General features: G+C 61.3%; 19 protein-coding genes, 1 tRNA gene and 1 pseudogene. 15 read left to right on the top strand and 6 right to left on the bottom strand.

Going from position 1 to position 21,067, the window contains the following annotated elements; all coding sequences use genetic code 11:
* Positions 1–83 precede the first annotated feature (83 nt).
* On the top strand, positions 84–1,571 hold the full coding sequence (locus ACI3KQ_RS10070; RefSeq protein ID WP_404957201.1) for a glycerol-3-phosphate dehydrogenase: 1,488 nt from the start codon (positions 84–86) through the stop codon (positions 1,569–1,571).
* 22 nt (positions 1,572–1,593) lie between these two features.
* On the opposite strand, the gene ACI3KQ_RS10065 is transcribed toward ACI3KQ_RS10070, so the two are convergent.
* From ACI3KQ_RS10065 to ACI3KQ_RS10050, 4 genes are all read right to left on the bottom strand, one after another.
* On the bottom strand, positions 1,594–2,277 hold the full coding sequence (locus ACI3KQ_RS10065) for a pentapeptide repeat-containing protein (RefSeq protein WP_404957199.1): 684 nt from the start codon (positions 2,275–2,277) through the stop codon (positions 1,594–1,596).
* Between the two features lie 60 nt (positions 2,278–2,337).
* Positions 2,338–2,412, bottom strand: a tRNA-Glu gene (locus ACI3KQ_RS10060).
* A gap of 293 nt (positions 2,413–2,705) precedes the next feature.
* A complete protein-coding gene (locus ACI3KQ_RS10055; RefSeq protein WP_404957197.1) occupies positions 2,706–3,494 on the bottom strand; it encodes a SapC family protein in 789 nt (262 codons plus the stop codon).
* A gap of 127 nt (positions 3,495–3,621) precedes the next feature.
* Positions 3,622–5,061 (bottom strand): FAD-binding oxidoreductase, encoded by a 1,440-nt coding sequence (locus tag ACI3KQ_RS10050; RefSeq protein ID WP_404957195.1) that lies wholly within the window; start codon positions 5,059–5,061, stop codon positions 3,622–3,624.
* A gap of 74 nt (positions 5,062–5,135) precedes the next feature.
* On the opposite strand from ACI3KQ_RS10050, the gene ACI3KQ_RS10045 reads away from it, so the two are divergent.
* Both ACI3KQ_RS10045 and ACI3KQ_RS10040 read left to right on the top strand, forming a co-directional pair.
* Positions 5,136–5,570 (top strand): hypothetical protein, encoded by a 435-nt coding sequence (locus ACI3KQ_RS10045; protein ID WP_404957193.1) that lies wholly within the window; start codon positions 5,136–5,138, stop codon positions 5,568–5,570.
* A 123-nt stretch (positions 5,571–5,693) separates the two neighbouring features.
* Positions 5,694–7,088, top strand: a complete 1,395-nt coding sequence (locus ACI3KQ_RS10040) for a DEAD/DEAH box helicase (protein ID WP_404957191.1) — start codon at positions 5,694–5,696, stop codon at positions 7,086–7,088.
* A gap of 221 nt (positions 7,089–7,309) precedes the next feature.
* Here the strand turns inward: ACI3KQ_RS10040 and radC are convergent, their stop codons facing one another.
* Complete coding sequence (radC, locus tag ACI3KQ_RS10035) at positions 7,310–7,969, bottom strand: DNA repair protein RadC (RefSeq protein WP_404957409.1); 660 nt, start codon at positions 7,967–7,969, stop codon at positions 7,310–7,312.
* A gap of 167 nt (positions 7,970–8,136) precedes the next feature.
* Between radC and ACI3KQ_RS10030 the strand changes: the two genes are divergently transcribed.
* The 8 genes from ACI3KQ_RS10030 to ACI3KQ_RS09995 all read left to right on the top strand — a co-directional run bounded on the left by ACI3KQ_RS10030 (position 8,137) and on the right by ACI3KQ_RS09995 (position 14,738).
* Positions 8,137–11,355 (top strand): YdbH domain-containing protein, encoded by a 3,219-nt coding sequence (locus ACI3KQ_RS10030; protein ID WP_404957189.1) that lies wholly within the window; start codon positions 8,137–8,139, stop codon positions 11,353–11,355.
* Positions 11,352–11,540, top strand: a complete 189-nt coding sequence (locus ACI3KQ_RS10025) for a YnbE family lipoprotein (protein WP_404957187.1) — start codon at positions 11,352–11,354, stop codon at positions 11,538–11,540. Before ACI3KQ_RS10030 ends, ACI3KQ_RS10025 begins: the two co-directional genes overlap by 4 nt.
* Positions 11,537–11,938 (top strand): YdbL family protein, encoded by a 402-nt coding sequence (locus ACI3KQ_RS10020; RefSeq protein WP_404957185.1) that lies wholly within the window; start codon positions 11,537–11,539, stop codon positions 11,936–11,938. Before ACI3KQ_RS10025 ends, ACI3KQ_RS10020 begins: the two co-directional genes overlap by 4 nt.
* Positions 11,939–12,114: 176 nt before the next feature.
* Complete coding sequence (locus tag ACI3KQ_RS10015) at positions 12,115–12,435, top strand: AtpZ/AtpI family protein (RefSeq protein WP_404957183.1); 321 nt, start codon at positions 12,115–12,117, stop codon at positions 12,433–12,435.
* A 76-nt stretch (positions 12,436–12,511) separates the two neighbouring features.
* Positions 12,512–13,270: a F0F1 ATP synthase subunit A gene (locus ACI3KQ_RS10010; protein WP_404957407.1), complete on the top strand. Its 759-nt coding sequence runs from the start codon at positions 12,512–12,514 to the stop codon at positions 13,268–13,270.
* 52 nt (positions 13,271–13,322) lie between these two features.
* Complete coding sequence (locus ACI3KQ_RS10005; protein ID WP_021240110.1) at positions 13,323–13,550, top strand: F0F1 ATP synthase subunit C; 228 nt, start codon at positions 13,323–13,325, stop codon at positions 13,548–13,550.
* An 86-nt stretch (positions 13,551–13,636) separates the two neighbouring features.
* Entirely contained in the window at positions 13,637–14,131 is a 495-nt protein-coding gene (locus tag ACI3KQ_RS10000) for an ATPase (RefSeq protein WP_404957181.1), read from the top strand.
* Positions 14,124–14,738 (top strand): F0F1 ATP synthase subunit B, encoded by a 615-nt coding sequence (locus tag ACI3KQ_RS09995; protein WP_404957179.1) that lies wholly within the window; start codon positions 14,124–14,126, stop codon positions 14,736–14,738. The genes ACI3KQ_RS10000 and ACI3KQ_RS09995 overlap by 8 nt, the downstream gene beginning before the upstream one ends.
* 251 nt (positions 14,739–14,989) lie before the next feature.
* Here the strand turns inward: ACI3KQ_RS09995 and ACI3KQ_RS09990 are convergent.
* Positions 14,990–15,070 (bottom strand): annotated as a pseudogene (locus tag ACI3KQ_RS09990) (PCRF domain-containing protein); the annotation flags it as partial.
* A gap of 512 nt (positions 15,071–15,582) precedes the next feature.
* Here ACI3KQ_RS09990 and uvrC point away from each other — a divergent pair.
* The 4 genes from uvrC (at position 15,583) to ACI3KQ_RS09970 (ending at position 21,050) form a co-directional block, all read left to right on the top strand.
* The gene (gene uvrC / locus ACI3KQ_RS09985) at positions 15,583–17,499 is read left to right on the top strand and encodes an excinuclease ABC subunit UvrC (protein WP_404957406.1); all 1,917 of its coding nucleotides are present in this window, start codon (positions 15,583–15,585) and stop codon (positions 17,497–17,499) included.
* Positions 17,500–17,605: 106 nt separating this feature from the next.
* Positions 17,606–19,264, top strand: coding sequence for a sensor histidine kinase (locus ACI3KQ_RS09980; RefSeq protein ID WP_404957177.1), 1,659 nt, complete (start codon positions 17,606–17,608; stop codon positions 19,262–19,264).
* Between the two features lie 150 nt (positions 19,265–19,414).
* Positions 19,415–20,188 (top strand): DUF2569 domain-containing protein, encoded by a 774-nt coding sequence (locus ACI3KQ_RS09975; RefSeq protein WP_404957175.1) that lies wholly within the window; start codon positions 19,415–19,417, stop codon positions 20,186–20,188.
* 682 nt (positions 20,189–20,870) lie between these two features.
* Positions 20,871–21,050, top strand: a complete 180-nt coding sequence (locus tag ACI3KQ_RS09970; protein WP_404957173.1) for a Flp family type IVb pilin — start codon at positions 20,871–20,873, stop codon at positions 21,048–21,050.
* The last annotated feature ends 17 nt before the right edge of the window (positions 21,051–21,067 follow it).

The raw sequence follows: 21,067 nt of genomic DNA, 5'->3' as shown, positions 1-21,067 counted from the left end.
CCGTTGTTGCGCAGGGGGCCACTTTCGGCTGCTTTTCTTTTCGCGTAAACCCTGATCAATCGGTTGGGGAGCGGCGATAAAGCGTGGATGACTATGACCTGCTGATCGTCGGAGGCGGGATCAACGGCGCAGGCATAGCGCGCGATGCCGCTGGCCGGGGGTTGAAAGTCCTGCTGGTGGAGCAGCACGACCTGGCGTCCCATACCTCTTCCGCTTCCACCAAGCTGATCCACGGTGGCCTGCGCTATCTGGAATATGGCGAGTTCAGGCTGGTGCGGGAAGCGCTGGCGGAGCGGGAACGGCTTTGGGCCATGGCGCCCCATATTATCTGGCCGTTGCGCTTCGTCATCCCGCAGACCCAATCGCTTCGCCCGGCGTGGATGCTGCGGATTGGCCTGTTCCTGTACGATCATATTGGCGGGCGGAAGAAGTTGCCTGCGACGCAGACAGTCGCGCTCGACCGATCCCCGCTGGGTGCGGCGCTGGCGGACCGACGGGGGCGGGGGTTCGTCTATTCGGACTGCTGGGTGGAGGACAGCCGCCTTGTCGTGCTGAACGCGATGGACGCAGCCGAACGCGGCGCAGAGGTGCGCACGCACACGCGCTTTCTGTCTGCACGCAGGGATGGCAAGGGCTGGATCGCGACTGTTTCGGACGCGTGTGGAACGCGCAACGTTCGCGCGCGCGTGCTGGTGAATGCGGCGGGGCCGTGGGTGGCCGACGTGATCGGGCGGGTTACAGATGTGCGCAGCGAACGGCGGGTGCGTCTGGTCAAAGGCAGCCATATCGTCGTGCCACGCCTATATGATGGCGACCAGGCCTTCTTCCTGCAAAACCCCGACCGGCGGATCATGTTCGCCATACCCTATGAAGGGCGCTTCACCCTGTTGGGCACGACCGAAGAGCCGTGGGAGGGTGAGGCGGGGCCAGCCACGATGAGCGAACGGGAAACGCGCTATTTGCTGGATGGCGCTAACCGCTATTTCAGGCGCCAACTGGGCGCGGCGGATATTGTGTGGAGCTATGCCGGTATCCGCCCGCTTTATGACGATAATGAAGGCAATGCGTCGGCGGTGACGCGCGACTATGTGCTGGACGTCGATACGCAGAATGACGGCGCGCCGATATTGAGCGTGTTTGGCGGCAAGATCACCACCTATCGCAGGCTGGCGGAGCAGGCGATGAAGCGGTTGGCGCCCTATTTCCCCCAGGCCGCAGGCGCGTGGACGGCAGGTGCTCCACTGCCGGGCGGCGATATGCCGGACGCTGATTTCGAGCGATTTGTTGACGGGCTTTACGCCAGCTATCCCGGCATTCCGCGCGCGCTAATATTCCGGCTTGCACGCGCTTATGGCACGCGGGCGGTGCGGTTGTTGGGGCAGGCGCGGAGCGTTGAGGAATTGGGCGAAGATCTGGGCGGCGGGCTTAGGGCTGCGGAGGTGGATTATCTGCTGTCTGTGGAATGGGCGCGATCGGCCGAGGACGTGCTTTTCCGGCGGTCCAAACTGGGTCTGCACGTCCCGCAGGGCACCGCCGCGCGTGTGGAGGCTTATATAACCGCGATCCGCTGAAGGTTAGACGGGACGGGCGGCTTTAACGGACCTTCAGTCCAAGCTCGCTTAACAACTGCGCCGCTTGCTCCCGTGAGATCGTCGCGCCACGAAATCGAGACGCGTCATCGAGCCGAAGGCCGCCCAGGTCTGCGCCGCGCAGATCGGCTCCATCGAAGCGGGCTTCCGCCACCAATGTCTCACGCAGGCTGCAATCTTCAAACGACACCATCCGAAAATCGCATTTGCGCAGATCGCTTTGGGAGAAATCGATCCGGGCAAGCGTGGCTTTTCGGAAGGAGCGGCCCACCAATTTGGTGTTGATCAGCAATGTTTCTTCGAAATGAACATTGACGCCTCGCGCATCGGAAAAATCAACGCCAGTAAACTTGCTGCGTTTGAACGTTGCACCCTCAAGCAAAGCGCGCTGCATGGATGCATTGTTGAAGTCGCAGGCGATAAAGGACGCTTCGGAAAGATCGCATTCGGCAAAATTGGCAAAGGCACCGCGACAGGATTGCCAAATGGTGCCTTCAAGTTGGGCTTTGCGCAGGTCGGTTCGTCGCAGATTGCATTGTTCGAAGGACCAGCCGGAAAGGTCCAGGCGTGACAGATCGGCATCTTCAAGGTCGCAGCCCACGAGTTTCTGCGGCCCGGTCAGTGCCTGTATTTCTTTACGATCCAACATTCGGTCGCGGATCGATTTGTCGTCAAAAAGGTCGTCCATCGCGATGGTGGTAGCGACGGTTTGGCCGCCACGCCAGATATCCAGGATTTCGGTCGAGAATGGTGACCCCTACGGGAATCGAACCCGTGTTTCAGCCGTGAGAGGGCCGCGTCCTGACCGCTAGACGAAGGGGCCGCGCAACCGCGTCGGGCGGTGGGCAGGCGCTGGCGTTTAAGGGGAGGGCAAAGCGTCGTCAAGACAAACCCCCGCCGCTGGAACCCCATAAAAAACCACCCCATGCATCCGCACGGGGTGGCCAAGGTTCAGGGAGGAGACGCCTTTCCAAAGGAGAGGCGCCCATACGACACACCCGAAAGGGGGGCAGGTGCGCCGTATGTTTGAAAGATAGACGAGGCCGGTCCGCCTTTCAAGTGGCGAGTCACAACCTTTTGCCCTAACTATCTGTTATCTTGACGAAGTTTGTAGATTCAAGCCTGTGCGGGTTCTGGCGTGGGGGTGACGGAGACCGGCCCCTTGCCCTGCGTGACCTGCGCCTCAAACAGTTCGCGCATCAGCTGCAACGAAAAGAGATGCGCATAGATAAGCGGCAGCATGCCGTTCTGGCTGATTTTGCGCAGTTGATCGCCCCGCATGTCGCGCAGCTTTTCTTCATTCACCATGCGGAAGCCGCGATAGACGAAGGGCTGTTCATTGCCGGGCACCTGGATGGCGACTTCACCGTCCATCAGCAGGTCGAGGTCTTTCAGGTCCTTCATGAACTGGCCGGTGCGAGCGGCCGCCTGTTCGAAATCTTCACAGAATTTCAGAACGCCCTGGATCAGATCGCTGGGCTTGCCGTCTTCGAACAGGGGCTGACCGTCTTCGAACGCGCCAAGCGCGTCGCTGGTCGGGTCGAAGCAAAGCGACAGTTCATCGCTGTCGGGGCGGAGTTTCGCCAGCATCCAGGGATAGCGACGAACATAGGCCGGGACATAGGATGGGCCCCGCAGCTTGCCCTGGTCGTCCACGAAGGTGTTGACGCCTTCGTTGAGGCCCATCAGCGCCAGCGGCACCGGTTCGTCACCGGCGGAAAAGATGATGGGCAGGAATCGCTGGGCGCTGACAAATTCATCGACGGTCAGCGGAACGGCGTGGTGCGTGGCGAGGAATGGGGCGGCATCCAGGGTGCGGCTGCGATATTCGGCGTGGTCGACACTGCTCAAAGGAATGAGATCATTGTAGAAAACCGGGAGGTTGTTACCGGGCGCGCTTGCCATGATGCGTATTCCATTCCTTTTGAAGCAGCGCATCGATCCCGCGCTGCCTGCCTGAAAACTGGTGAAGGCGATAATGGCCTTGGCCCAGACAGGCAATCGCTTTGTCCCGGCGCATCGTCCCGACGGTTCAGCCTTCGTCGGGGCGGGGGATCAACTTGTCCGGGTTCATGATGCCCTGAGGATCGAACGCTGCCTTGATGGCGCGCAGGGCAGTCAGGCGAGCGGGACTGGATAGGCGGCCAAGTTCCGCCCGTTTCATCTGCCCGATGCCATGTTCCGCCGAAATGGAGCCGCCCGCCGCAACGACCGCGTCATGGACGAAGGCGTTGATCGCGCCCCCCTGCGCCGCGATCCAGGCCGGGCCATCTGTCGTGCCAGCGGGCGCGCGCACGTGGAAATGGACATTGCCGTCGCCCAGATGGCCAAAGGAGGAGGCGGTGGTGCCGGGGAACGCCCGCATGGCCGCTGCGGCGGCATCGGTCATGAAGGCGGGCATCCGTGCGACCGGCACGCTGACATCATATTGCAGCGCGGGTCCCTGCGCCCGCTCAGCCTCTGAAAGTGATTCGCGGATGCGCCAGAATGCGTCCGCCTGCGCTTCGTTGGCGGCGATGGCGGCGTCAACGACGATGCCCTGCGCCAGCGCGTCGGCCAACGCCATTTCCAGCCTTTCGACCGGTCCCGGCTGCCGATCGCTGTCATGATCCACCTCGATCAGGACATGCCAGGCCGTGCGGGTTTGAATGGGGCAGCGGGCGCCCGGTATGTGGGACAGGACGTGGCCCAGTCCATCGTCGGCGATCACTTCAAACGCTTCGACGCTGTCGCCCAGATGGGATTCGGCGTGGCGCAGGAGGGTGAGGGCGTCGGTCGGCGTGCGCACACCGGCCCAGCCCACCGCCCGTGCGGCGATGGCGGGGACAAGGCGTACCGAGGCGGCGGTGATGACCCCCAAGGTTCCTTCCGCGCCGATCAGCAGCTGCCTGATGTCATAGCCGCGGTTATCTTTTTTCAGTGCATCGAGGCCATCGAAGATGCTGCCATCGGGCAGGACCGCTTCTATCCCGTCCACCAGCGCGCGCATGGTTCCGTGCCGCAGTACCTGAGTGCCGCCAGCGTTGGTCGATATGAGGCCGCCAATCGTGGCCGATCCCTTGGCCCCCAGGCTGAGCGGGAACCGGCGGGTGATCTGATCGGCGGCGTCATGCAAATTGGCGAGGATCACGCCTGCTTCGCAGATGGCGAGGTTGTCGTCCGCGCGAATGGAGCGGATGCGGTTCATGCGCCGCAGGGAAAGGATGAGCGCCGATCCGTCGGGCGGAGGTGTCGCGCCCCCGACCATCGACGTATTGCCACCCTGGGGCACGAGCGGCACGCCGATCTGCGCCGCCAGGGCGACCAGTTTTGCGACCTGCTCCGTCGAATCCGGCTGCAGGATCGCTGCCGCCTGACCGTGGAAACGGCCCCGCCAGTCGGTCAGCCAGGGCGCGATGTCGGACGCATCGGTGACGATGCCCTTGTCCCCCAGGATCAGCCGGAATTGATCGATGATGTCCTGTCCTATCATGGGATCGGCTTATGCGTCGGAATTCATCGACCATTCAACCATCGCATATTAGCATATCCCAAAAGGGGTCCGATTTGCTTCATTCCGTCCTGCTGCTTCTTATCGCGCCTTCGGGTGAGCCTGTGCAGTTCGCGCAATTGACGATCCAGCAAAGAGTCATCATCCGCGTGCCGATGGCCAGAAAGGGCCGGGCACCCGCGCGCATCGCTCCTGACGCCAGGCATATGTGGAAGGAAAAAAAGGGGCCGCGTTGCGTCGCGCTGCGATCCATACAATCGGCCAGCGTGGTGGTCGACAATGGCGTCGACCTGCTGCTGGCCGACAATCATCGTTATCGGGCCAAGCTGGAAAACGGATGTCGTTCGACAGGATTTTATTCGGGTTTTTATGTGGAGCCTGACGATGACGGGTCACTTTGTTCGGGCCGGGACGCGTTGCAGGCGCGCAGCGGACTAAGCTGTGGCATTGACAGTTTCAGGCGTCTGGTGCCCGTAAAAGCCGACGATTGACGTCCGGGTTTCGCCTATGCCTGCTCGATTTCCTTGACAAGATAGCGATATTTCCCCAAGGACCCGCCCAATTTCCGTCGTGCATTCGCGCTTGGCGGTGAGCCTCCTGTCCCGGACAACTGAATGACTTTTGCCGATCTCGGCCTTTCCGATGAATTATTGAAGGCCGTCAACGAGGCCGGATATGACACGCCCACGCCGATCCAGGCTCAGGCGATCCCGCCAGTGTTGATGATGAAGGACATTATCGGCATCGCCCAGACGGGGACGGGCAAGACGGCCAGTTTCGTGCTGCCGATGATCGACATCCTGGCGCATGGCCGCGCCCGCGCGCTGATGCCGCGATCGCTGATCCTGGAGCCGACGCGCGAACTGGCTGCTCAGGTGGCCGAGAATTTCGAGAAATACGGCAAATATCACAAGCTTTCGATGGCGCTGCTGATCGGTGGGGTCCAGATGGGCGATCAGGTGAGGGCGCTGGAGAAGGGCGTCGATGTATTGATCGCCACGCCCGGCCGCCTGATGGACCTGTTCCAGCGCGGCAAGATATTGCTCAACGGCTGTTCGATGCTGGTGATCGACGAAGCCGACCGCATGCTCGACATGGGTTTCATCCCGGATATCGAGGAAATCTGCACCAAGCTGCCCGCGCAACGGCAGACGCTGTTGTTTTCTGCGACGATGCCCGCCCCGATCAAGAAGCTGGCCGACCGTTTTCTGTCCAATCCCAAATCGATCGAGGTGGCGCGACCGGCGACGGCTTCGATCAACATCACCCAGCGGCTGGTGAAGGTCGATTCGCGCAAGAAGCGCGATACGCTGCGCGCGATGCTGAAGGCCGAAGAGGTGCAGAGCGCCGTCATCTTCTGCAATCGCAAGACCACCGTGCGCGAACTCAACAAAAGCCTTCAGAGCCATGGCTTCAAGTCGGGCGAGATTCACGGCGACATCGACCAGTCGGCGCGTATCGCCGAACTGGAACGGTTCCGCACGGGAGCGGTGAGCATATTGGTGGCGTCCGATGTTGCGGCGCGCGGCCTGGACATCAAGGGTGTCAGCCACGTGTTTAACTTTGACGCTCCGTGGCACCCGGATGACTATGTCCACCGCATCGGCCGCACCGGCCGCGCGGGTGCGTCGGGGGTGGCGATCACTTTCGTGACGCCGGAAGATTCCGAGGCCATCGACAATATCCAGAAGCTGATCGGGCAGAAGATCGAGATGATCGATGGCCCGACAGCCGCCGCCGCGCCGACGTCAGCCCCGGCTGAAGAAGGCCGAGGCGTTCGGGGACGGCGCAAGCCTAGCCGCAAGGATGATCGTGGCGGGGAGCCCGTCCGCGATGAACGCAGCCGTGACGAACGGCCGCGGGAGGAACGGAGTCGGGACGAACCTCGTGCTGCTCGCCCGGAACATAACGGCGCTCGCGCCCGCAAGCCTGAACCGGTCGGCGATGGGCCGGACGAAGGATGGAACGGGCCGGTGCCTGAGTTCCTGTCGTTTGGATTTCAGGGCTAGGCTTCAGGGCTTCTTGGGCCGGTCTGTCGAGCGCAGGCGGCCTGGCTTTGCGACACGACCATGAAGATTACGCGCTCTTGCACAGGCAGGAGCCCAGTCCCGCCGCATGAACTGGGCTCCTGCCTGCGCAGGAGCACGATGGTTCTGCGTTCGAGCGCGGCTTGCAGACGCCAAAGCCGATTGAACGCGCGAGCTAACCCAGTCTCGTTGAGACTGATGACTTACAACAGTCCCTGGGCGCGTAGGCTCGCATGTCCTTTCTCGCCGATGATGATGTGGTCGTGAACGGTGATGCCCAGCCTTTTGCCGGCATCTACGATCTGTCGCGTGATTTCTATGTCCTGGCGGCTGGGTGAGGGGTCGCCGGACGGGTGGTTGTGGACCAATATCAGGCTGGCTGATCCGAGTTCGATCGCTCGCTTGATGACTTCGCGCGTGTAGATCGCCGCCTGATCGACTGAGCCATCCCCCATGTGATCGTCCCGCAGCAACTGATTACGACTGTTGAGATGCAGTACGCGGACGCGTTCGACAGACAGGAAGGCCATGTCGGCGCGCAGATAGTCGAGCAGGGCCTGCCAACTGGCGAGGACCGGCTTTTCCGCGACGCTGTTTCGCAACATCCTGAGCAGGGTCGCCTGAACGATCTTGATCGCCGCGATGCTGGTGTCACCCATCCCCGGCACCCGCGCTATCGCCTGCCAGTCGGCGGTCATCAGCCCGCCGATGCCGCCAAATTCGCGCAGCAGCGCCTTGGCCAACGGCTTTGTGTCGCGGCGGGGAATGGCTAGCGCCAGCAGATATTCGATCAGTTCATGGTCGTGCAGCGCCTCTCCGCCGCTTTCCGCAAGTTTCTGCCGCAGCCGAGCGCGATGGCCCATGCCGTCATGGCTTGCCTTTTCTTCCTTTTCCGACAACGCTCTATCATCCCCCGTTCAGCCAGCGACGCTATGCGTTGCACAAATGAGGGGCAAGGATATTTAAGAACGGTCGGACGTTATGAAGCCGTTACGGATCTAGGGTTTGAAAGCCGGGGTTGGCCATAGTCATGGAAGATGAAGACGGCGAAATGGAAGTTCGCCGGGCATGGCTGCGCTGGCTGGGCGTAGGATCAGGCTCGCTGGCGCTGGTGATGATCGCACTTTGGACCCAGCGCGCGCCGATCGCGGAAAATTTCATCGGGCGCGAAATGAACCGGCGCGGCGTGGAAGCGAGCTATGACCTAAAGCAGGTCGGGCTGCGCACCCAGCGGATCGAAAATATCGTCTTGGGCAATCCCGCCAATCCCGATTTGACTGCCCGTTGGGTCGAAGTCGACATCGCCTTTACCAGCCTTTCCCCCCATGTGGCCGCTGTCAGGGCGGGAGGGGTGCGGCTGCGCGGATCGTATCGCGATTCGGTTCTGCGATTGGGTGAGCTGGACAAGTTTCGCGACCCCGCATCGACCGCGCCGTTCAGCCTGCCCGATATCGTCCTGGGCCTGTCCGATGCGCGCGTTCGGCTGGACACCGATGCTGGCCCGATCGGCATGGATGTCGAAGGCAGGGGCAATTTATTGTCGGGCTTTCGCGGAAGGATCACTGCCGCCATGCCCCGCGCGCGCTTTAGTGGGTGCGGCATGACGGAGGCGACGGCAAGGTTGAACCTGGCCATGCGGGGCGGGCGTCCGCATTTGACCGGACCTGCAAGAGCAGCAGCGATCGGATGCCCTGATGCGGGCACTGCGATCGCAAAGCCGGTCGCTGACGTAGACGTCTGGTTCGGCAAGGCGCTGGACAGATGGGCGGGGCATGTGACGCTGTCGGGCGAAGCGCTGCGGTCCAAGGGCATGGTGATGGCACGACCGGGCGGGCGGATCGATTTTGATGGATCGGCCAAAGCCATGGCGGGCCGCGCGCGGATTGGCGCTGATCAACTGTCGGGACTGGGCGCGGTAGCCGGGCGGACTGAGTTCAGCGGCGGTTGGCAGATCGGCGGCGATGGTGCGCGTGTGCAGGGGCAGCTTTCGGCCCGGCAGTTGCACCTGGCTGGGCGCGATCCCTTGGCCGGGTTGCGCCAATCCACCAGTGGCACGCCGGTGGGGCCTCTGGCCAATCGCCTGGCCGACGCCGTGCGCCGGGCGGGCGCTGCCAATGTGCTGCAAAGCACCGTTGCCTTTGCGCAGCGGGGCCAGGGGGGCAGCGTCGTTCTGAGCGGGGTGCGGTTTGAAGCGCGCAGCGGTGCGCGGGCCGCCATTCCCGCAGACGGACGCATCACCGTCGCCTGGCCGGGGAAAAGCGGTGCAGCAGTGGACTGGGCGCTGGAAGGGGCGCTGACGACCGAGGGCGGTGGCCTGCCGAAGGCGGCGTTGCGGCTGGCTCGTCGGGCTGGCGGAGGTTTTGGCGGGCAGCTGTTTGTAGACAGCTATGCGGCGCAGGATGCCCGGCTTTCGCTGGAGCCGGTCCGTTTTAGCGCAGGCCCACATGGCGACACGCGCTTTTCCACCACATTGCGGCTGGACGGGCCTTTGCCGGATGGTCGGTTGCGTGGGCTGACCGTGCCTGTCGAAGGACAGATGACGGCGGTAGGGGGCGTTGCGATCAACAGGCGCTGCGTGCCCCTGTCCCTGACGGAAGCGAAATATGGCAGCTTTGCCATTGGCCGCACGCGACAGATTTTGTGCCCCGTCGACGGAGCATTGTTCGCGACCGGACCGGGCGGCATACGCGGCGGCGCGGAAATCCGGCAGCTGGCGCTGACGGGCAGAAGCGGCGACAATCCGATGCGGCTTTCCGCGGATCGCGCTCGCATTTTGTTGGGGCAGGAAGGATTTGCACTTTCGCGTGCGGAACTGCTGATCGGAGCGGCGGAATCGCCGGTCAGGTTGAGTGCTGAGGCGCTGGAGGGACGATCGTCGGCGAAAGGCCTGGCGGGGACTCTGCGCGGAGCAGGGGGGAAGATCGGCGCGGTGCCCCTGATCATTGAGGAGGGAGCGGGCGATTGGAGCTTTGCCGACGGGACGTTGAAGCTCGCCGCAAAGGTCATGGTTCGCGATGCGCAGCCTGCCGCACGGTTCCAGCCGCTGGCCGTCCCGAATTTCCAGTTGACGCTGAAGGACGGTCGGATTGCCGCGACCGGCGCAATGCGGGTGCCGCGCAACGGTGCCATGGTCGCGCGCGCCGACATCACGCATGACCTGTCCAGCGGTCGAGGCAAGGCGGACCTGGATGTTCCGGGCCTTGTTTTCGGGCCAGATTTACAGCCTGAAGAGGTTACCCGTCTGGCGCTGGGCGTCATCGCCAATGTGAAGGCGACCGTCACGGGCGAAGGTCATATCCGATGGACCGGGTCGGACGTCAGCAGTGACGGCGCCTTCAGGACGGATAACGCCAGTCTGGCGGCGGCGTTCGGGCCGGTGGAAGGTCTATCCGGCGAACTGCGCTTCATTGACCTGCTGGGTCTGATCAGCGCTCCGGGGCAGGAAGTGCGGATCGCTTCGGTCAATCCGGGTGTGGAGGCGCGCGACGGGGTCGTCCGCTACCGGCTGGAGGCTGACCAGCATGTCCGCATAGAGGGCGGCGGGTGGCCATTTTCCGGTGGGCGACTGGAATTATTGCCCACGGCCATGGATTTCGGCTCGGATGTCGACCGTTACCTGACGTTCCGGGTGATCGGCCTGGATGCGGGTGCCTTCATCCAGGCAATGGAGTTGAAGGACATATCGGCGACGGGCACGTTCGATGGGATCATGCCGCTGATCTTCAATGCGGAAGGCGGTCGCGTGGCCGGAGGCGTGCTGGTCGCCCGGCAACAGGGCATGCCGCCACTGATCATGCCCGAAGGCGTGCTGCCTACCATCCCGTGCGATCCCAATCTTCAGTCCGGTATGCTGTCCTATGTCGGGGCGGTTTCCAATCAGCAGTTGGGCGCTATGGGTCGGATGGCGTTCGATGCGCTCAAGAATCTGCAATATAAATGCCTGACCATCCTGATGGACGGCGCGCTGGATGGCGAGATGGTAACCAATGTCGTGTTCAATGGCGTGAACCGGGGGCAGCTGGGCAGCGCCCCGGCAGGGCTGGCAGGCAACTTTACCGGCCTGCCGTTCATCTTCAACGTGCGAATCGCCGCGCCTTTCCGGGGGCTGTTGGGAACGGCGAAGTCCTTTATCGATCCGACCACCCTGATACAGAATAGCATAGGCGATCAGATGCAGGAGAAGATAAGGGAAGGGATTGCAGTTCAGCCTGCAGACAGCGACATTGTGCAAAACACGGAGCGGAAATGAGAAAAGAAACGATCTTGGCAATGGGCTTTGCCGGGCTGGCTCTGGGGGGATGCATCCAGGTCAAGGCACCGGATAAGCCGATCGAAATCAATCTGAACGTCAAGGTTCAGCAGGAAGTCGTCGTTCGCCTGCAACGTGACGCGCAGGACCTTATCCAGAACAACCCGGAGCTGTTCCCCCAATGACACGCAAATTTCTGATGATTGTCGGTGGCGTTGCCATCGCTTTGGCAACGGGTCTGGCGGTAACTGCACCAGCACGGGCGCAGTCGGGCGCGGTAGCGACCGCGATCGCCCAAGGGGCGGTTGGCGAACAGGCCGACGGCTATCTGGGCATTGCCGGGACGGTCAGTGCAGCCGTTCGCGCCGAGGTCGAATCGGTCAATATCAAGCGCCGCGCCGCCTATACCGACCTGGCGAGCAAGCGCGGCGTCACCGTGCAGGATGTGGCCGCCGCCACGGGTTGCCAGACGTTGAGCGGCCGCGTGAAGAACGGTCAGGTCTATCGTATCGGCGCAGGACCGTGGCAGACGAAGGGCGCAGGCCCAATCGCACTGCCATCCTATTGTGCTACGGCGGGCTGATTATCCCGCAAAGCCGGGGCTTTGCCCCTGGCTGGGCAGGGGTTGAAAAAACTCCTGCCCAACGACGGTTGACTATCCGGGAAGCCCTTTCTAAACGGGCCGCGCCTTGACGGGTGCAACCGCACACGCCATGCCACCGGACCTATGGCGCAATGCCGGAATGGAAAGGACTGGCGATGGTAGCGGATGTGCCTGGGCAAGACCCGGCGGATGAGGACGCACGGATCGCTTCTTTGCAGGAGCGGATCGGGCGGGCCGAACGAGCCGAAAAGGTCAGGCAAGGGGACACGGTGCAAAAGGCGGACGATGGGTCTCGCCTTGGCAACCGGGTTCTTGCGGAACTGATCGGGGGTCTGGCTGGCGGTGCTGTGGTAGGTGGGACTTTGGACTACTTTCTTCAGACATCCCCGTGGCTTCTGCTCGCTTTCCTCGGTCTGGGTATCGTGGTGGCGTTCAGAAATATCATCAGATTGACGACGAAGCGTCCCGACCAATAAGGGGCGCTTTAGTCTTAGGCGAAGACAAGACGTGACAGGGGTCAACGTGGCAGAATCCTCCGGCAAAATCGATCCGATGCACCAGTTTGCGATCGAACCGCTGTTCGGTACGGATCAGCTGTCGCTCGGCGGCTTTAACATCGCCTTCACGAACAGCGCGCTTTACATGGTCGCCGCTGGGGTGGTGTTGTGGATCTTCGTCATCGGCGGCATGAAGCGGGAACTGGTCCCCGGCCGCTGGCAGATGGCGGTCGAATATATGACCGGCTTCATCAGGAGCCTGCTGATCGCCAATGTCGGCGAAGGCGGCAAGAAGTATATCCCTTACGTCTTTTCGCTGTTCATGTTCATTTTGCTGGCCAACCTGCTGGGTCTGCTGCCGCTGGGCCTGATCGGCCTGCATCCCTTTACCTTCACCAGCCATTTCACCGCTACCGGCGTGCTGGCGATCCTCAGCTTCTCGATCGTGCTTGCGGTCGGCTTCTGGAAGCATGGTCTGCACTTCTTCTCGCTGTTCGTGCCGCATGGCACGCCGCTGCCGATGATCCCGGTGATCTTCCCGATCGAACTGGTTTCCTTCCTGGTGCGTCCGTTCAGCCTGGGCCTGCGACTGTTCGTCGCCATGACCGCCGGTCACGTCCTGCTGAAGGTGCTGGCGGGTTTTGTCATCAACAGTTCGAACGCTGGCGTAGGCTATGGCCTGACCATCGGTTCGGCCAGCTTCATCCTGATGATCGGCATCAGCGCACTTGAAGTGCTGGTTGCGGTCATCCAGGCCTATGTGTTCGCTCTGCTGACATCGGTTTATCTGAACGACGCCGAGAATTTGCACTGATTTTCCGTAATTTCATCAACATTGTTAGAGTTTAGAAAAGGGAGTTTACGACATGGACGCAGAAGCCGCAAAGCTGCTCGGTGCTGGTCTGGCCGCCATCGGTGCGGGTCTGGCCTCGCTCGGTGTGGGCAACGTGTTCGCATCGTTCCTCGAAGGCGCGCTGCGCAATCCGGGTGCCGCTGACGGTCAGCAGGGCCGTCTGTTCATCGGCTTCGCCGCAGCCGAACTTCTGGGTCTGCTGGCGTTCGTTATCGCCATGATCCTGGTGTTCGTGGCCTGACATCGCTTGGAGAGCGGGCGCGGTGGCATGGCCGCTCGCCCGCTTCCCATGAATTGACCGCGCCCTGATCGGACGGACCTCATAAAATGCCTCAAATCGCGCAAATCGCCGATACCTATGCCTCGCAGATATTCTGGATGCTGCTGACGTTCGGCTTCGTCTTCTTCGTCATCGGCCAGGGCATGGTGCCCAAGGTGCAGGCGACGGCAGATGCGCGCGACGCCAAGATCACAGGTGACCTGGACGCCGCCAAGGCCGCTTTCGCGCGTGCTGACGAGGCGGAGGCCGATTATCGCGCTCGTGATGCCGAAAGCCGTGCTGCGGTTCAGGCAACGCTGGCGCGGGCAAAAGCAGAAGCCGCCAAGGCAGCCGAAGGGCAGCTTGCCGCCGCCGATGCCGAGATCGCGACCCAGATTGGCGCAGCCGAAGCACGCATTCAGGCTGCCAGCCAGGCGGCCATGCAAGAAATTGAAACCGTTGCGGCCGATGCGGCGCGCGACATGGTGGTCCGCATTTCCGGCGTGCAAGCGTCGGACGAAGCGGCCCGCAATGCAGTAAAGGCGGCACTGGCCCATGGCTGACGCAGCAGCACAGCATAGCGATGGTGCGCCCCCGCACCTGAACGAAGCGATCCACGCTGAAGGGATGGAGCCTGTTGGCACCGTTGCGCATGAAGGCGTGGTTCCGCATACCGATCCCGAAGCTGTCGGCATGGACGCCACGGCATGGGTGAGCCTGGCGATGGCGGTGTTCATCGTCATCCTGCTGGTGAAAAAGGTGCCTGCCCTGATCGGCAGCGTGCTGGATGGCCGCATTGCCCAGATCAAGAGCCAGCTGGCTGAAGCATCGAAGCTTCGCGCGGAAGCCGAAGCGCTCAAGGGTGAATATGAGGCGAAGCTCGCCGCCGCTGCCGGTGAAGCCGAAGCGATGCGCAAGTCTGCCGAAAGCGATGCCGCCACCCTGCTGCAGGATGCCAAGGTCAACGCGGCTGCTTTGGTGGCTCGCCGTCAGAAGATGGCCGAAGACAAAATCGGTGCGGCGGAGCGCGCGGCGATTGCAGGCATTCGCACCAAGGCAGTGAATGCGGCGACCAGCGCTGCGGCAACTCTGATCGCCCAGAATCATGATGCGAGCGCTGACCGGACATTGGTCGACGGCGCTATCAAGGGGCTTGGTTCCAGCGTCTGATCGCCTGGACTTTGCCATTATGTAAAGGGCCGGTGCGGATCGTCGCGCCGGCCTTTTCGTTTGCGCGGTTCATTCGACACATGGCGGCTTGGCCAGACGTGGTGGCGATATTGGCAAAGACGGATCGCGGCGGTTACGCAATCATATGCTCGCCATGAGGCGCGGCCAGTGATGCAATCAGCCTATCTGTGGAGGCGGCGGCCGGGCTGGTGCCGCACCATGACAAGGTAGCGGCCGTGATGCGCTATTCTCGCCACCGTCGCGGCGGACGTATGGATGCGGCCCCCGCTTTCGGTCACAGGCACGCGCTGGACGCGATGGACGCCGCTTTCATCGTAGAGGAATGACATGGGGGGCGTGGTTCGAGCATGCCTTCGCCGCCAGGTCCGCCGCCAGAGCATGATCCGATTAGGCGCGTTTCCTACATAACGCCGCGAAGATGCTGAGACCATCTTCGAAGCAAATGTACTCAAGCGCATGGTCAATCTAGAGCATGATCCGATCATACTGGATCGGATCATGCTCTATTTTCTTGTTGTTTTCTGCATTTTCCAAGTCAGCAGATGAATCCATCCGCTTCGAAAATGCTCCAGTGGTCCGATTCTGACATTGGCGTCCGCTCTCGGCTTGGTGGTACGCAAATGTCAGAATTTGTTCGGAACACTAACAATATTTGCTTCTAGCCGATTTTTCCATTTTGGCGTTTGCGACCATCCTATCCGGTTGGCGGGATGCAAATGTCAAATCAACACTAGCGCGACTGGATCATGGTCCAGCGTGCCGGGCGATGAAAGGGCGGCCAAGGCCATTGCGCTTGGCACAGCCACCGCTATCTCTCTCTCCTATGTCGCAGCCTCAATCGCCTGACCGGTTTCACGAAGATAAAGCCAGCTATACTGTCCGGGGCGCCGGGACACCTGACATCGACGCGGGCGTCGAGGCGATCCGCACGACCCTGAAAACGCTACCGGTGCGCCCCGGCGTCTATCGCATGCAGGACGCGCGCGGCGATGTGCTTTACGTCGGCAAGGCGAGGGCGCTGAAGAACCGCGTCGCCAATTATACGCAGGTGGACCGGCTGCCCAAGCGGTTGCAGCGCATGGTCGCGCAGACGCGGTCGATGACCATCGTGACGACCAATAGCGAAGCGGAGGCGCTGCTGCTGGAAGCGCAGCTGATCAAGCGGTTTCGCCCGCCCTATAACGTCCTGCTGCGGGACGATAAGAGTTTCCCCTTCATCCTGCTGCGGGAAGATCATGCCTTTCCCCGCGTGCAAAAGCATCGAGGCGCGCGGAAATATAAGGGGCGCTATTATGGCCCATTCGCCAGCGCCGGTTCAGTGACGCGGACGATCAACGCATTGCAGAAACTGTTCCTGTTGCGCAGTTGCACCGACAGCTTCTTTGCCAACCGGTCGCGGCCCTGCCTGCTCTACCAAATCCGTCGATGTTCCGCGCCCTGTGTCGGACGTATCGATGATGCGGATTATGCCGAGCTGGTTCAGGACGCCCAGGACTTTCTGGGTGGCAAATCGACCGCGGTGCAAAAGAAGCTGGGGCAGGCGATGGAGGTCGCGGCACAGTCGCTGGATTTCGAACAGGCCGCCGTGCTGCGCGATCGGCTGAAGGCGCTGACCTTCATCCAGGGAAGCCAGGCCATCAACGCGGACGGGCTGGGCGACGCAGACATTTTTGCGCTGGCGACCAAGGGCGGGTCGATGTGCATTCAGGCCTTCTTCATTCGCGGCGGCCAGAATTGGGGGCATCGCAGCTTCTTTCCCGTGCACACCGCCGAAGTCGCGGAAGATGAGGTGTTGGCGAGCTTCATGGCGCAATTTTATGAGGAGGTTCCGCCACCCCGGCTTATCCTGTCGGACCGCGCGCCAGCCGAATGCGAGCTGATGGCGCTGGCGTTGGGGGAGCGCGTTGGGGCCAAGGTGCGGATCGAAGTACCGCAAAGGGGCGCGCGCACCAGGCTGATCCAGCAGGCGCAGCGTAACGCGGTGGAGGCGCTGGACCGGCGGCTGGCGGAAACGACGACCCAGGCCAAGCTGTTGGAGGAGATGGTCGAAACATTCGGGCTGGATGGCGTGCCCGACCGGATCGAGATTTACGACAACAGCCATATTCAGGGCACCAACGCTTTGGGAGCCATGGTGGTGGCGGGGCCGGAGGGGTTCCGCAAGAACGCCTATCGCAAATTCAACATCCGTAATCCCGACACCACGCCGGGCGATGATTTCGCGATGATGCGCGAAGTGTTCGAGCGCCGTTTTGGCCGGGCGGCGCGGGAAGACCCTGACCGCGACAGTGGTGAGTGGCCCGACCTGGTCCTGATCGATGGCGGCAAGGGGCAACTATCGGCGGCGCGCGCCATATTGGAAGATATGGGGATCGAGGATGTGTGCATGATCGGCGTCGCCAAGGGGCCTGATCGCAACGCGGGGAGGGAAGTTTTCCACATGCTCGACGGGCGTGAAATGAGCTTTCCGTTAAATCATCCCGTCCTGTTCTACCTGCAACGGCTGCGGGATGAGGCGCATCGATTTGCGATTGGCGCGCACCGGCAGAAGCGCAGCAAGGCGCTGACGGTGAGTAGTCTGGATGAAGTTCCGGGTATCGGTCCGTCGCGCAAGAAGGCATTGTTGATGCATTTTGGAACAGCCAAAGCTGTGAAAAGCGCGGCGCTGGAAGATTTGCTGAGAGCACCGGGTGTTTCCAAGGCGGTGGCGCAGCAGGTCTATGACTACTTCCATGGATGAATGAAATCTGATCTATAGATGATTGGCCTTATGTCGTTAATTTTGGCCATATGACTAAATCCATATGTCGAAAACTATAACCCTGTAAATAAAGGGACCATGGAGCGTGACGCGTATACGCGCTGACTGGGTGAGGAGATGGGGTGCGCCGCTGGCGATTGGCGCCTCGGCGCTGCGGCCATGGCGTATGCTGGATATATCCCGGCTGATTCTGGCGCTTGTTTATGTCTTCACCAGTTTCGCCTTTTCCAGCGCGCGGTCATGGGCGGAGCATGCCGAACATGGCATCGTCCTGGGCATGTCGGCGGTGGCGGTCGGCGCGCTGATATTGTCGACGCGGTCCTGGGTGGTCGAAATCCGTATCCGCAAGCTGGTGGTGGCTTTGGACGCGCTGCTGTTTCTGGCGCTGCTGATCGTCACCGATCCTTCCCACAGCCCCTATTTCCCTGGCAGCCTGTTCGTCGCGATAGAGATTGCGCTGATCGTCCCCAGATATTTGCATCGCATCCTGGGGCTGGCGGTGGGCCTCGTCGCCATTCTGATCCTCTACGCCGACGATGCGGTGACGGTTGCGGCTGAGCCGGAACTGGAGTGGCATGCACTGCGTGTGCTCTATCTGGTGATTGCGGTGACGATTACCGGCATGCTGCTTGGCCCCCGTCGCGAAACGTTGCTGGAAAGGGAGCGGGGCAAACGGCTGGCTGAGGCTGGTGCACCGCCAGCAGGAGGATTGCCGGGCCCCTATCTGCTTCAGGCCCTAAGGATTGCGACCGGGGCGGGCCATGCAGCCGTGCTGTTCCGCATGACCAGTCATGATCGCTACATGTTCGCGTCGACCATGTTGGGTGACGAAATGCCGCCCGGAGCAGGCAGTCTGCTGGCCGTCGGCACGGAGTGGCATGATCGTGCGCGTAATGCATCCATCTCGCTGTCCGCCGACGGCTTTACCAGGCTCCATCCGCTGACGCCCAGCGGGTGGGCGTGGGGCGAGTTGCTGGAGGCGGACAGGCTGATGTCGGTCAGGGCTTCGCTGGGCGCGTTCGAGGCGATCGGGGTCGCCCCTCTGCCCGATCCGGTGCATGAGGATTCCCTAGCCATCGCGCAGCGCCTGTTTGAAGGGGCTTGCGAGGAATTGGTGGTGCGCAACAGCCTGGACCTGGCGCATGTCGTTGCCGGAGCGCGGGAACGGGATCGGTTGCAACGCGATCTGCATGACAGCGTGCTTCAGGCGTTGGCCAGCATCCGCTTCCAGTTGGCGCCGCTATTGAGCAATGGCGCGATCGATCCGCGTCCCGTGATCGAGAATGTCGACCGGATCGCCAAGGATCAGATTGCCACCATCCGATACATCATCAACCCCGACATTGATGATGATGATTTCGCCTACCTGCCCGAAACGCTGGCCATGGTGGTCCGGTCCTTGGGTGAGCAATGGGGCGTCCGATGCGATCTGCACGTCAGGGACGGCAATTGCGCGACCAGCGCCATGATCGGCCGCGAATTGAGCTTTGCCGTGCGAGAGATCGTCGCCAACGCGGTTCGCCATGCGAAGGCGCGCACGGTGGAATTCACGCTGGAACCAGCGGGCAATCGCATCGCGCTGCACGTGTCGGACGATGGCGTGCCCAATCTGGCGCGTCTGGGGGCGAGCGGGGCGGTGTCTTCCCGGTCGCTGATGCGGCGCATCCAGGCGTTGGGCGGGGAGGTTTTCCTGCACAGCCTGGGTGGCCGGACGATGATCCAGATCACGGTCCCGCGCAAATGAGGTGGTGGGGAAGGCAGGGGGAGGGCATGATAACAGCCCCGGCCAGAACTTTCGGCCTCGCCGGGCATTTACCTTAGATTCATCATGGCGATGGATAAGCGTGTATGATTGTGGCGCGGCGCTGGCGGAGCTTTTGTTAAGATGGTTCGAATGGTTCGCAATCATTTCTATCGCAAGAGCGTGGCGCTGGTGCTGTCGATGCAGGTCAATCTGCAACGCATTGTGGCGATATGGGTGTTGCTGGGCGCGTTTGCCTGTGGCCTGCGCCTGTCCTTTCCCGCCACCCCCTATGACGCCGCCCCTTGGTTGAGCGAGACCGGGCTGCTGCCCTATATATTGGTGATCGGTGCGCCGGTGGGATCGCTGTTGCTGGGCCTCAGGCTGTTTCCAGCCGGAAGGGTCCATGCGCAGCCGTCGATCCGGTTGGCCCAGATTGGTCGCTGGCGGAAGATCGATTGCCTGAAGGCGCGCGAAATGTCGCAGTTCGGCCTGTATGGCGTGATGGCGTCGCTGCTGATCGGCATCGCCATCAATGTTCCCGTGCGGACATTGGAATTTTTGACTGCTGTTCCCGCACTGGGGAGCTTTGCGCCATCCTGGTTCGTCAGCATGTATGCGGTGATGCTGGCCGATGTCGTGCTGCTGTCATGCCTTTATATGTTCGCATTCGCCATGGCGCTGCGGATGGTGCCGCTGTTCCCCCGGTTTCTGGCGATGATATGGGGCATCGACTTGTTGATGCAAATCGGCATCGCGCAGTGGATGGCGCGTATCGATGGCGTGCCCCACGCCGTTGAAATGGCGCTGGCGGACCTGCTGACCGGCAATGTGAAGAAGGTGCTGATCAGCGCCGCTTTATGGCTGCCCTACCTGCTGTTGTCCGAGCGGGTGAATGTGACATTTCGCAACCGGGTGAGCGCCTGACGCGACTGTCCCTTCGTGGTTTGCGGCAGTTTTCCGACAAATTTCGAAGCTGCGGCCCGGAGATGGGGTGTGACCGATTCGATTTTCGCTGCGGCGGAGCGAAAGTGATTCGCGGCGAAGCGTGGCCCTAGGGCGCTCTCAACATATTGGCTGGCGGTGCGGACTGATGGGCCTGTGGAGCGTCCGCTGCCTTACTTCTAGTGGTATGGCCAGTGCGAAGCTGACTAATTCCGTTGGACATATACCCGTCATTCTATTCGCTTCTACCTTTGGATAGAAAAGAAATGCACAGGTTAACCTAGATATTATATTATATAGGGGAGAATATTTTGCGTTTTACTGGACGATTTCCAAAGTAAAAACCAAGTATGTCTTTAGAAAACTGATTGGTATATAACCAACGATATATCAATGAAATCATGTGATTAATTATCGGCAAAAGTTCGTCGATAGAAAATGGTTAACAAAAAATTGCTATAAGATGCTGATAAATTTAGAGATTTTTTACCTTATTGACTTGCTGTCTGGTTGGGTCAATTTGATCCCAAGTTCTACGGGAACTGCCAACTACCTGGGGAGCGGGGAACATCGCCGCCAGGGTCGCTAGGTGGTCAGGCCCCTACCGCAGAGCTGTTGCGAGAGCAGGCCGGAAATGGTTTCCGGTGCAATAGGGGTAAATGACATGAGCTTTTTCAAAAATCTGTGGAATGACCAGAGCGGGGCTTCGGCGGCTGAATATGCGCTGATCCTGGCGATTGTGGGCACGGGCATTGCGCTTGCGGCCTTCCAACTCGGCGGCGCTATTAGCGGTGCTATGAACGACGCAAAGAACTGCATTGGCACGACCAACGGCGTTTGCTGACGCCATGAGTTTTTGGG

Origin of the sequence: Sphingobium sp. ZW T5_29 (genome assembly GCF_044987515.1) — a bacterium.
Classification (GTDB): Bacteria; Pseudomonadota; Alphaproteobacteria; order Sphingomonadales; family Sphingomonadaceae; genus Sphingobium.
Note: the sequence above shows the minus strand (reverse complement) of the source record. Positions and strands in the feature narration are given on the sequence as shown.